The organism is Methanoculleus sp. SDB, assembly GCA_001412355.1.
Taxonomy (GTDB): domain Archaea; phylum Halobacteriota; class Methanomicrobia; order Methanomicrobiales; family Methanomicrobiaceae; genus LKUD01.
In genome coordinates, this window is the sequence record LKUD01000006.1 from 1 (window position 1) to 12,369 (window position 12,369).

The following is a 12,369-nucleotide window of genomic DNA, read 5'->3' on the forward strand; positions in this document are numbered from 1 at the left end:
CCTCCTCCAGAATGTAGGATTTCCCGGAATATCGTATCTCATCCGTCGCCTGGTGCCATTTGAACACCTCGTTCGTGATCAGCTCATTGGTACGGGGGTCAATATCGAGAATTTCAATCAGCTGCTTGTTTCTGCGAATCCTCTGGCCACCAATCCGGGCCTGAACCTGGATACTGACCAGATCAAGCGCTGTGAGCATGTTCCGCGGAACATTCAGCGGCGGGTTTTCCATACGGTGCACGGCACTCGAAACCGAGTCGGCGTGCATGGTGGCGTACGTCACGTGGCCGGTACTCATTGCCTGGAAGAGGGTCTGCGCCTCCTGGCCACGGACCTCGCCCACCAGGATATACTCAGGGCGCTGCCTCAGTGCGGCACGGAGCAGCTCGTACATATCTATCGAGCCCTTACCTGCCGAATCGAAGGATTCCCGCGTTACACTCGGGATCCAGTTCGGGTGGGGGAGTTTGAGTTCCCGGGTATCCTCGAGCGTGACGATTTTAGCGAGCGGAGGAATGAATAGTGAAATTGCATTGAGCGACGTTGTCTTTCCCGATGCCGTTCCTCCGCAGAAAATGCACGATTTCCCGTTCTCGACGGCAAGCCAGATGAATGCGATCGAGAGGGGGGAGAATGTCGACCATTCGATCAGATCCGTCGGAGTGATCGGTTCGTCACGGAATTTACGGATGGTAAATGTCGAACCATGGGCGGTTACCTCCTGTCCGAGGGTCATCTGGATACGCGAACCATCGCTCATGGTCGCATCCAGCATCGGCTCTGCAATGGATATGTACTTCCCTGCCCTCTGGGCGAGTTTGGTGACGAAACTGTCAAGTTCGGTCGCGTCTGTGTACATCAGACTCGTCTGGATGGATTCGTAACTGGTATGATAGATAAATATCGGGGTATTCAGGCCGTCACACGAAATATCTTCGATATATTTGTCGTGCATGACCGGATCGATCAGCCCGTCTCCAAGGAATGCCTTCTCGATGTTGTAGAGAATCTTTTCCCGGTTTGCAGGACTGAGTTTAATCCCGTAATCGACAATGATCTCATCGATCGCATCACGAAGGGCCTTTCGTGCCGTTTCGCGGGTCATATCCTTCGTATTGACATCAAGCGTCTCGAACAGCCGCTGCTCCAGTTCGAGAACAAGTTCGGACTCGGCGGCAGAAAGTTCCGGTTCGATGACCTTGTAGAGGTATGTGTGGTTTGTGTTGTCGTAGATAATCCGGACATAGGCAAAGGGCTCGTTCACCGGGTACAGTTCCACTTCCTCCTGTCCGGCCGCGGATTCAAACGAAAGATCGACGAGCGGCCCGTGAATAGCCGGCTGATACTCGATGATCTTGCCCCGTTCCTTGGAGATGGACTTTATTCCCTTTAAGAATTTGAATGCGCCCCGGCCTTTTTTCTCTTCTTCGGCTTCTGCATCTATACCGCCGAAATCCGGTTCATCGATACCGTCTGTGGGAAAAACAGGCTTCCATATCTCATCGATTTCCGAGAGCACGCTGCTCTTGTCGACGAGATCAAAGGCACTTGAACTGGTGAGATGCAGTTCTTCAACCTCAAATGTGGCGCCACGGGGGAGGATCATGTTTGCGTAGTCGTCCACTTCGTCGACGGTCACAACGCCTTCCGAATCCACCGTTCCTTCATCATTACCCGACCATCGTGTTTTTTGTGCCGCATCGGATGATTGAAGATTATCAGGAGTATAATCAACCTCCTCGCCAAGAACATCTTTGATCATCTCTGCTCCCGGATCTTCGGGCGGTGTTATTCCCCCGTTCACCTCGTCATGGGATCGTATGAGATCGTCGATAAGAGAACGGAAGGTCTCCTCGTTCTCCACGGGGGGTTCCGGTTCCGGAACGGACTTCTCTGCAGGGCGCGGTTTCATTATTTCGGGCTGTGCGGACGTGCCGCCATCGTCCCCTGATTCGAAGCCCTTCATCTTCCGGACCAGACTTCCGAGTTTGCTCAGCTCATCCTCGGACACCTGTTCTTCCGGCTGCCCGGGATCATCCGAAACCGTCGCAGGGGATTCATATCCCATTTCCGGAAACCGGGTTTCCCCACCGGCAATCATTTCACCCGGAGAGAGATCATGATCTCCAGCGGTTTGAGCCGCAGTTTCTTCGCCAGGCGGTGTTTTTTCATCATTCTGTTTGATTTTTCGAATAATATCACTCAACGATCGTTTTTCACTCATCATCTGTTCTCCCCCCGATATCAATTACAGATTCGGAATATCGTTCATGGAAATCCACAACAAACCTGCTGACAGACTGGGACCGATCCTCCACAACGCAGTCGTACATGCCGTTTACCAGCTTGAAGCAGACTTTGCCATCGACCGTCGTCATGTCACTCGCAAGCACCTGCCTGCCTTTCCGGATTGAAACCCGCATGCCCGACTGCAACGTATCATCCTTTTTCACGACAATGCAGAGTTGTCCCAGTGTTTGCTGGTTACCGCCAATGGTGGGCAGATCCACCGAGAGCTGCTTCCTGAGATGGCTTCGTTCGTATATTTTACACCGTGCCGCAAGGGATTCTCCGAACCTCTGGTCAATTAAAAACAGCTTGAATATCTCATTGTGTTCCAGCAGGTATACGGCCTTGTCGCCGAAAAGCATCCCTGTATCGTCAATAAGGGTCGCCCCTTCCGGTTCACCGTTTACGAAGACAAGAATAAAATTCTTTTTCCCTTTCTCCGCAAGTGCCAGGCCGCTCTGCCGGTTTTCGCGCATATATCCGAGCAATACATCAAAAGCATAGTTGCCGGCATATTTCGAGCTGCTGATTACCTTATCAAAAAGATCCGCAATATGCATGCATATCACCCCGGACTGTTTTTCCTGACGTTGCGCTTGGCCGCGATCCACCAGGTACGGAATGATTCCGGTTAACGGACCTGGTGTTTTTTTCAGTGAACATCGTTCGGTTCGTCATGTCCCTTTCACGCCCTCATTGATGTATACCCTTCAGCGCCATTCTGATAAGGCCGAGATTCGCATCCGCCGCCGTGTGGACACAGACAAAGAGGTCTCCGAATGGCGCGATGATGAATTTGCCTGCCCCTGTTTCGAGGATGAGTTGATCAAGATCCCCGAAACCCAGATCATGTGCAACAAGGGTACCCTCCTTGAGAAGATCCTCGGCAATCGCCGATACGTGCTCAAAATCGCCTTTTCCGACTGATTGAACAGGAAATCCCTCAAAAAACGCCGAAACGGTAATCACGCCGGGCTGCCGGGCAATGCGGAGCAGCTTCTCCTCGTCCACGGCCTCAGGACTATTGTTTGGTGCATCCAAACTCCCGGCGACAGCCCACTCGTCCGCAATCGCCCGATCATGCATTTCCGAGAGTTCGCCCGCCTCAAGAAGCTGCACATGCCATTCGAGAAGGGGTTTTGCCCGGAGAAAGTCAACTGCAGATTCCCCGGCATAGAGATTGTAATCGTCCCTGAAATACGCTGCAAGGACAACGCCCTTCTCTATCAGGAAAACTCCTCTGCCGCCGAAACCGGTGACCTGGACGCATGCGGCGACACGGGCGGTATTCAACAGCAGTTCGCTGACAGGGCACTGAATCGTTTCAGCTGGTTTTTCTTCGGGTTCCATGGGCGTCACAGTGCGGCAATAATGCGTTCGCGGTTTTTCTTGAGTTCGTATCGAATACGGCCGATATTTACTTCTTTTTCCGCAACAATCGCAATCAGTTCGTCCTCTGAAAGAGGGGAGAGCAGGATGGGGCCATTATCGAATTCCACCATCATCTGCGCCATTTCCCCCTTTCCAAGCTCGGCACCCATCGCCTCAGATGTACCCATTCCGGTAGACGCCATTGCACCAAGCGCTTCCGTATCGATGGAACCGGTTTCAGCGCTCTCGATGACGAATCCGTCGCGCCCTACAACCACTGCGGCTGAAACGCCGTCGAGGCGTAAAAATTCACTTAAAATCTGTTTTAACATTGTTTACACCCGATTTCTGAATCTCTTTTTTTTCCGGTCATGTCATGTTGTCGAATGAGTTCGAGGGAAAGGGGCATTCTGCCGATGGCATGAGTCGCACAGGAGATGCAGGGGTCATATGCCCGGATAACCATCTCGATACGGTTGGCGGCATCGTCGGCAAGGGCGCCGTTTTTGACGACCCTGCGGGCGACGTCTTCCACCCCCCGGTCCATCGCATAGTTGTTCTGGCAGGTGGCGACGATCAGGTTGCATTTCTCAATGAAACCTCTGTCATCAACCGTGTAATCATGGATAAGCGTCCCCCGGGGAGCCTCGATAATTCCAACGCCACGCCGGTTTTGCACCGCACCCACGGGCACCCGGATGTCATTTCCGGTAACTGAGGGATTGGAGAGGTATTCGACTGCTTTCTCCGCTGCTCCGAGGAACTCCACATACCGTGCAATATTATAGGCAAGCGTTGTCTGAACGAACCGCCCGTATCCTGATCGATATTCACGGAGCGCGGCGTCGGCCAGATCCGTCCCCATGCGCTCAACGACATTGAGGCGGGCGAGCGGTCCGACACGGTAATACTCGCCTGATTTTAACCGGGCGAACTTCAGGTAGGACCAGTCCTCGGAATATTCTTCAATATAATCCAGATATCCCGGGCCGGAAAAAGAACCGGTTACATTCCCTTCATTGCCGAGAAGTGTGACGGGTCCTTCCGTAAAGGAGAATGCACCATCAGAGGCCATTCCCATGAAGGCCGTGTCAACCGATCCGAAGCTCAGATCGGTTTCGTCAAGGAGCGTCCGGGCCGTTTCCCAGCCCTGAAATGCGATCTCCTGAACCTTTTTTGCCATTTCAAGCAGTTTTAAGCGCTTGTCCTCGGGCAGGGGCTGGGAGATGCCGCCGGGGATTGCCGTCGAGGGGTGAATCGGTTTTCCGCCGATTGCTTCGGTCAGGCGCTGGCCGAATTTTCTCACTTCGATTGCAGATTTTGCAATATCAGGCATTTTCCTGACCAGGCCCATCAGATTTCGTTCAGATGCCGGCACATCGTGGCCGATTAAAAAGTCGGGAGCGGCAAGCATAAAGAAATGAAGCGAATGGGAATGCACATACTGCCCGACCATCATCAGCTCACGCAGCATGCGTGCCGTCTCCGGCGGTTCGGCCCCGTAGATCTGGTCACATGCCCTAGCTGCCGCAATATGGTGTGACGTTGGGCAGATACCGCAGATCCGGGGAGTAATCCTCGGCGCTTCCTCAATCGCGGATCCGATCAGGAATTTTTCAAACCCGCGGAGTTCCACAACGTTGAAATGAGCGTTTTCGACATTCCCCTGCTCATCAAGGTGAATGCGCACTTCGGCGTGCCCCTCGATCCTCGTCACAGGGCTGATCGTGATCCGTGTCATCAGCTTCCCTCCTTGATGAGGTCGCGTATCTTGGTAATCTCCTTGTCCTCCATCACTTCGCTTCCCATGGTAAACGCGTACATCGTATGGGCGACGTCATAGAGCTCCCGTTCGATGTCCTTCTCGGGACGATCGGTCATGTCGGCAATCCGCCGTACCATCATATTATAGATATCACGGCAGGGTTCACGCAGGATATCCAGTGAAGGGCCGTTGCAGCCGTGGCACGGGACATTCTTCTTCGGGCACATCGCCCCGCACCCGCAGAACGTGACGGGGCCGAGGCAGAGGTACCCCTGTCCGAGAAGGCAGTGCTCGCGTTCGGGCATCCCTTCGTGCCTCCGCTTCAGTGACCAGTTCTCTATCGGGCCCATTGTACGGTCGCATTCCGAACAGATGGATTTCCGCGACAACGCCACCCTGTCGCCGTTGACCAGGGGGGGGATAATCTGTCTGAGACGCTCCTCCTTGGGGGGGCATCCCGGGATAAACCAGTTCACCTTGACCAGATCCCCGACCGCGAACGCCCGGTATAAGAAAGGTGGAACATCCTTCGGGATGACATTGTCCGGGGAGACCGTATCCACTTCCCGGTAGACGTACCGGAAGAGCGCCTCCTGGCTCGAGAGCATCGAAAGACCCGACACTCCTCCGTAGCATGCACATGTACCGAGAGCGATCACGGTTTTGGACCTTTCACGGATACGCCTGAGCCGCTCCTGGTTCTCTTCGTTTCTGACAGCTCCGGTTACAAACGCAATATCAATCCCTTCCGGAGGCTCCTTCACATCCATGAGGACGGGGGAGTAGACAATCTCCGCTTTTTCGAGGATGTCGAGGATCGTTTCGTGGAGATCGAGAATCGCGATGCTGCATCCCGAACACCCGGCAAGTTCTTCAATTGCAATCTTCATCCCGGCACCTCACTTCAGTATCACTTTTTTCAGGCAGGCGTTGGGGCCCGTGTGCACAATCTCCAGTTTCGCACGCCGGCCGGTGATCTCCTCGATTGCGCCTACCACATACCCGCACAGCGTCTGGCACAGCGGCCCGGACTGTTCCTGGCCAATGCGGCGTAATGTCTGCCGGACGATGCAGTCGTGGAAAACGAGATAAATGAAAGTCGACCCGTCCTCCTCCACAATATAATGATCCTTGTCCGAGGGTTTCCAGGGTTCGAATGAATACTGCCCGTACAGAATATAGGAGAGTTCCCTCAACGCTTCCTCGACATCGTCTTTCTTCTGAAAATACTTCGCCACTTCATGGCCGAATTTTTTACCTGCACGGAATGTAACGGCATTCGCACCGCGACCGGCAATCTCTTCAAGTGAACGAATGATGTACCCGTTCATCTGCATCAGCCCGTGAAGCGTCTGCTCCAGTTCCGCAGCGGGCGGGTTGCATTTCAGGGGTACATCCTCGGTCCTGAAAATCAGGTCGTGATTAAAATTCTGTTTGGATTCCTCAATGAAACTTTTACTCATCAAATCACCCTGTTCAGCATAGAGCATACCTTACTGCTGATGTACATCCTTCGTGACGGGACCACTCCCCGGTGCTCCAGGGCCTGTGCAGGGCATATCTCATGGCATGAGAGGCACCCCATGCAATTTTCAGGCCTGCGCGGGACCGGCACCCCCGATCCCATCTCAAAGACTTTCATCGGGCAGTCCTTAACGCAAAGGCCGCATCCGTTACACGCATTTTCATCAACGAAAATCTCAATCATGTCAGGAATCCCCCCGGTCAGGTATACTTGTGGGTTTCGGTTTTTATCTATTTAAAAGTATCTTTTACTGATTAACTATAACAATATACACTACAGCCTAACATCTCAGATAACCATAGTGCGATATCTTTAAATAATTTAGAGTTAGAATTAATCCCATATGCCAGAGACGAGTAAGAATGACCCTGCAGTACAGGGTACGGGAATCGCATTCCAGATACCCATCTTCTACAAATTGATGGTGAGCATGCTCTTTGTCGCAGTCCTCCCCCTCGGCCTCCTTGGCATGGTTTTCATGGGAGACACCCAGAGCTTTGCTTCGGGAATCGGAATGCAGAATGCTATTTTTATACTGACGCTGGTTACGCTTGCCATCGTCGTCATGTGGAGTTTCTTCCTTGCGAGCAGCATTACAAGCCCCATTGTCAAGCTCTCGCAGGTTGCGAACAGTGTTAGTACCGGCAATCTCAAGGACTCCGAAATCGACGTCCTGAGCAATGATGAGATAGGCGAGCTTGCCGTTGCCTTTAACCGGCTGCTGAACTCATACAAGATTCTCGATACGCTTGCCCGGGAAGACATGAATTAATGTGCGTGAAGGTGTAAAGAGTACCTATGAGCCTCAGGGACGATATACTCACGATACTCCAGCAGGATCTCGGTCCTGCGGCACCCATTTTTCTTGAAAAATGCTGTAAAAAACGACTCGGGCGCACATCTCACGAAATTGTGCCCGGCGACATCAGCGTGCTTGCCGAGTGTTTCTACCAGGGGGTCGCAGAGAGTATAGGAGTTCCGAATGCGGAACGCGTCCGCGGACACGTGCTCGCCATGAGGCAGTGAGCACTACCCGGAGCACATAGCATGCAGAGAGAGGGGAAATGACAAATGAATGATATTTCAATGCTGCGGATGGTTCTGAACAAATTCCTGAACCTGGCCGGCGTGATGGCGGCATTCGTACTCCAGAGTGACGGAACGCTCATCGAGCATGCCACAGGGGGGATGAACAATTTCACCGCCATCGGATCCCCCCTCGCGGAAACTATACTGGCATCAGCCGCTATTGCCACGGAGATGGGTGACCCGGCATTTTCTATGACTTTCTGCGAATTCGGAGACTCATTTGTCCTTGCAATACCTCTGACGGGGGAAACACCCCTGAGTGAGGTTACCTATCTCGCGGTCATTGCCGAACGTAATGCGAATATCGGCAGGATCCGGTACGAACTGAAGAAAAACAAAGATCTCATCATATCTGTCCTATGATCGAACAAATGCCCCAGGGAATAAATATCGGGACGATGCAGGCATCAATGGACTGGCTATATTCTCATACGTCCCGGTTCATGGGTGTGGTTTTCGTGCGCATTCAGGACGGAAAAGGATACATTCTCATCCAGCGCGGTGAGCCGCTTGTCTATTATTTCATTTCCGGGACGAATACGCTGCGTGGCAAAGCCGCACGCGAATATTTCGCCAACGAACGTCTAATCGACTTCGACATGCGGAAATACACCGCTGAGGAGTTCGAAAACGCACTCGCACTCGCCCGGGGCGAACCGGTTTCGGCGCAGCAGCCGTACGGGGAAGAAGAGGCACCCCCTGAGGATATCAACGATTTACAAGCCCCTGAACCGGCGCCCGCGGCTGACGTGGATGCCGGTACGATGCCCCCGGCAGCCGCTCTGATTCCCGAGATTGAAACGTCCGCACCTCCCGTGAAGGCGCCCGAATCCGAGGAACGTGCCGAGCTCCGGCATATTCTGACATGGCCGGGCGTGAAAGCAGCCTCAATCTTTGATAACGGACTGAACCTTCAGGCAATCGGAGACCATCCACTGGACGGCGTCGTAGCGATTGGTGAGGATGCCGTCAGGGCGGCGATCGATCTGTCATCGGTTCTAGGCCGCGGGAGGTTTGTTCAGATAACCATCGAACTTCCGTCCGGCACGGTCATCATCAAACCATACCGGAATGCAATGCTCTGTATCCTGGCAACCGACCAGATTCATCTCGGGCAGATTAGAAACATCCTGTCCGACATTCAGCAGCGCCTGCAGGACTGAAGCCGCGATTCGTTACCGCCGCCCGGCGGGACATCCCCCTTCGGCGGACAATCGCCACACATAAAAGCACGAAATGCCATTTTTTTATACCCATGATTGAACCGCTGGTCATCGCAGCCACCGCAATCGGGATCACGCTCCTGTACGCATCATACCGCGACATAAGGGAACGCCGCGTACCGTTCAGGACATGGTACCCGATGCTTGTCATAGCGATACCGATGGCGGCATGGACGTACATCTCACTCATTGCCCAGGATTTCCGGCTTGCATCCGGCTATATCATTCTGGGTATTGTTTTCTGCGTCCTCTTCTACGTCTTCGCGGCATACCTGCACCTCTTTGGCGGTGCAGATGCATGGGCGCTAATATTCATCACCGCATGCATCCCGCTCTTTCCCGTAGAACCGTACTTCGGCTATCCCGCCCTCGCCTTTTTCCCGTTATCATCGCTTGTCAATGCGATGCTGCTCAACCTTGCAACACCATTCGGGATATTCGCCATGAACGTCATGAAGGGAAACCGGGCACCATTTCCCTATATGTTTATCGGATTCCCTGTCGAGGGGTCGCATATCGAGGATGCATTCGGTTTCATTATCGAGGAGTTTACCGAGGAAGACGGACACCTCACCCGCAGGTTCCTCTCCGTCCGGAATGCCATCCGAAGAATGGTGGCAGGCCAGAGACGCATGTATACACGGGATCTGAAACGGTTTCCCGAACAGTACACTCGCGAACTCGCACTTTACCGAAAGGCAGGGATGGTCTGGATATCGTACGGAGTCCCGTTCATCATCCCCATTACCGCCGGATTTATCACGGCGATCTTCATGGGAGACCTGCTGTATACGATACTGACGATGGTCACAGGAGTTTGATATGATTTCACTGCATTTCGATAACGGACTGATACCTGTCATCGCACAGGATTCCACGACGAAAGAGATCCTCATGCTCGCTTATGCGAACAGCGAGGCGGTGGAGCTTACCCGTTCAACCGGATTTGCCCATTACTACAGCAGAAGCAGGAAAAAGCTATGGAAAAAAGGTGAAGAGAGCGGGCATACCCAGCGGGTCGTGCGCATCATCACGGACTGTGATGAAGATGCCCTGATTTATCTGATTGAACAGAAGGGAGCCGCCTGCCATACGGGGTATCGAAGTTGTTTTTACCGGACGCTGGAAGGCGAAATTATTGCAGAAAAAGTGTTTGATCCGGACGAGGTATATGCTAATAAACCAGAATGACATTCTACTATATGGTGATTTTTTATGAAATTAGTACCGGATACGAGCGTTGTAATAGACGGCCGAATCACCTCAATGATAAAAAAAGGTGAATATACGCAGGCAACAATAATAATACCGGAAGCAGTCATCGCAGAGCTGGAATCCCAGGCAAATCAGGGACGTGAAATCGGATTTTCAGGCCTGACGGAACTTCAGGAATTATGTCAGATGGCGGAAGAGGGTATCATCGAACTCTCGTTCATCGGAGAGCGACCCTCCCTTGAACAGGTGAAACTTGCGAGTGGGGGGGAGATCGATGCACTCATCCGCAATGTTGCCATTGAAAACGATGCACAATTTATCACGAGCGATATCGTACAGGCCGAAGTGGCAAAAGCAAAAGGTCTCGATGTCCTGTATCTCCGCCCGCAGATTGGAGATTTTTCACCGCTCGGCATCGACCGGTTTTTTGATGAGCACACCATCGCCGTATACCTGAAGGACCGGGTGCCGCCCGTCGCAAAAAAAGGAACGCTGAAAGAGATGCGTCTAGTCAACCTCCGTGAGGATCCGCTTACGGAACATGAACTCAAAACAATGGCGCAGGAAATCCTCGAACGTGCAAAACGTGATCCTGACGGATTTATCGAGCTCGAAAAACGTGGAATCACCGTTGTGCAGATCGGATCGCTTCGCATCTCCATTGCGCGAAGGCCGTTTTCCGACGGAATGGAGATTACGGCGGTACGGCCCATCGTTGACATCGAGCTTGACGGCTACAATATGGCCGACGTGATTAAAAATCGCATTCTCGGGGAAAAACGCGGTCTGTTAATCGCAGGGCCGCCAGGATCCGGAAAATCGACGCTGGCACAGAGCATTGCGACATTCCTTGCCGATCACAGCTTTGTCGTCAAGACGATGGAAGCTCCCCGGGACCTTCAGGTGCCCGACCATATCACACAGTATACCACGCTCGACGGGAGTATGGCAAACACGGCCGAAGTTCTGCTTCTTGTCCGTCCTGATTACGTAATATTCGATGAAATGCGGAAACAGGAGGATTTCAGGATTTTTGCGGACATGCGCCTCTCCGGGGTGGGCATGATCGGGGTCGAGCATGCGATGCAGGCACAGGATGCCCTCCAGCGTTTTATCGACCGCGTTGATTTCAGCGTCCTGCCCCAGATTATCAATACGATCGTATTCGTCAATGTCGGCGAGATTATACGGATCTACGACGTGAGCCTCAGCTTCAAGGTTCCGGAAGGAATGGGAGGAGACCTGCACATGCGCCCCGTGATCACGGTGACCGACCATGCGACCCGGAGACCGGAATTCGAAATATTCCGGTTCGAAGGAGAAAACATCGTGATGCCCACCCATATGATCGGAGCGGGACCGCATGCCGAACCGGAGAAAGATGAGAAACTGTCGTGGAAACTTGCCGAACGTGAAATCCAGCGGGAAATCGGACGATTCACCGACGGCTACGTCGATGTACGGATGCAAAGTGACAACAAGGCGATTGTCTACATCGATGATCGCGATGTCCCGGCCGCTATCGGAAAGGGCGGAAAGAATGTCGCTAGCATCGTCAACAAACTCAGCATTGGGATAGATATCAAGCCACGGAGCGAGCTTGAGCGGCAGCAGGCGCAGCCTCAGGAGTCAATGCAGGCGCCCGCACCGGAAGGAAACATCAGGATCCGCGTGGATAAGAAGCAGCTGTCCATTATCGATCCCGAGCATAGCGGGAAGATCGTGGACGTATTCGCCGGAAAGGAGTATCTGTTCACGGCAACGGTAGACGACAACGGCGAGATTCATCTGGCAAAGAACAGCAGTATTGCCCAGGAGATGATCCGAAGATACAATGAAGGCGAGGTAATCAGGCTCCGGCCTGTATAACCCGGGATGAGTTGAGGATGACA

General features: G+C 53.0%; 13 protein-coding genes and 1 pseudogene. 7 read left to right on the forward strand and 7 right to left on the reverse strand.

Annotated features, from left to right (window positions below; all coding sequences use genetic code 11):
- The 7 genes and pseudogenes from APR53_06790 to APR53_06820 form a co-directional block, all read right to left on the reverse strand.
- Window positions 1-1,651: pseudogene (locus tag APR53_06790) on the reverse strand.
- 565 nt (window positions 1,652-2,216) lie between these two features.
- The gene (locus APR53_06795) at window positions 2,217-2,849 is read right to left on the reverse strand and encodes a hypothetical protein (GenBank protein ID KQC05640.1); all 633 of its coding nucleotides are present in this window, start codon (window positions 2,847-2,849) and stop codon (window positions 2,217-2,219) included.
- Window positions 2,850-2,982: 133 nt separating this feature from the next.
- A complete protein-coding gene (locus tag APR53_06800) occupies window positions 2,983-3,639 on the reverse strand; it encodes a hypothetical protein (GenBank protein KQC05641.1) in 657 nt (218 codons plus the stop codon).
- Between the two features lie 5 nt (window positions 3,640-3,644).
- A complete protein-coding gene (locus tag APR53_06805; GenBank protein KQC05642.1) occupies window positions 3,645-3,992 on the reverse strand; it encodes a dynein regulation protein LC7 in 348 nt (115 codons plus the stop codon).
- On the reverse strand, window positions 3,986-5,401 hold the full coding sequence (locus APR53_06810; GenBank protein KQC05643.1) for a F420-nonreducing hydrogenase: 1,416 nt from the start codon (window positions 5,399-5,401) through the stop codon (window positions 3,986-3,988). Before APR53_06810 ends, APR53_06805 begins: the two co-directional genes overlap by 7 nt.
- Window positions 5,401-6,315, reverse strand: coding sequence for a F420-nonreducing hydrogenase (locus APR53_06815; protein KQC05644.1), 915 nt, complete (start codon window positions 6,313-6,315; stop codon window positions 5,401-5,403). Before APR53_06815 ends, APR53_06810 begins: the two co-directional genes overlap by 1 nt.
- 9 nt (window positions 6,316-6,324) lie before the next feature.
- A complete protein-coding gene (locus APR53_06820) occupies window positions 6,325-6,888 on the reverse strand; it encodes a hydrocarbon binding protein (contains V4R domain) (protein ID KQC05688.1) in 564 nt (187 codons plus the stop codon).
- A 483-nt stretch (window positions 6,889-7,371) separates the two neighbouring features.
- On the opposite strand from APR53_06820, the gene APR53_06825 reads away from it, so the two are divergent.
- From APR53_06825 to APR53_06855, 7 genes are all read left to right on the forward strand, one after another.
- Window positions 7,372-7,722 carry a hypothetical protein gene (locus tag APR53_06825; protein KQC05645.1) on the forward strand — a complete coding sequence of 117 codons (351 nt, stop codon included), beginning with the start codon at window positions 7,372-7,374 and terminating at the stop codon, window positions 7,720-7,722.
- A 26-nt stretch (window positions 7,723-7,748) separates the two neighbouring features.
- On the forward strand, window positions 7,749-7,976 hold the full coding sequence (locus APR53_06830; protein KQC05646.1) for a hypothetical protein: 228 nt from the start codon (window positions 7,749-7,751) through the stop codon (window positions 7,974-7,976).
- Between the two features lie 45 nt (window positions 7,977-8,021).
- Window positions 8,022-8,402, forward strand: coding sequence for a hypothetical protein (locus APR53_06835; GenBank protein ID KQC05647.1), 381 nt, complete (start codon window positions 8,022-8,024; stop codon window positions 8,400-8,402).
- Window positions 8,399-9,202: a hypothetical protein gene (locus APR53_06840; GenBank protein KQC05648.1), complete on the forward strand. Its 804-nt coding sequence runs from the start codon at window positions 8,399-8,401 to the stop codon at window positions 9,200-9,202. Before APR53_06835 ends, APR53_06840 begins: the two co-directional genes overlap by 4 nt.
- Window positions 9,203-9,294: 92 nt before the next feature.
- Window positions 9,295-10,083 (forward strand): peptidase A24, encoded by a 789-nt coding sequence (locus tag APR53_06845; protein ID KQC05649.1) that lies wholly within the window; start codon window positions 9,295-9,297, stop codon window positions 10,081-10,083.
- Window positions 10,084-10,087: 4 nt separating this feature from the next.
- Complete coding sequence (locus APR53_06850) at window positions 10,088-10,453, forward strand: phosphoribosyl-AMP cyclohydrolase (protein ID KQC05689.1); 366 nt, start codon at window positions 10,088-10,090, stop codon at window positions 10,451-10,453.
- 24 nt (window positions 10,454-10,477) lie between these two features.
- Window positions 10,478-12,346: an ATPase gene (locus APR53_06855; protein ID KQC05650.1), complete on the forward strand. Its 1,869-nt coding sequence runs from the start codon at window positions 10,478-10,480 to the stop codon at window positions 12,344-12,346.
- The last annotated feature ends 23 nt before the right edge of the window (window positions 12,347-12,369 follow it).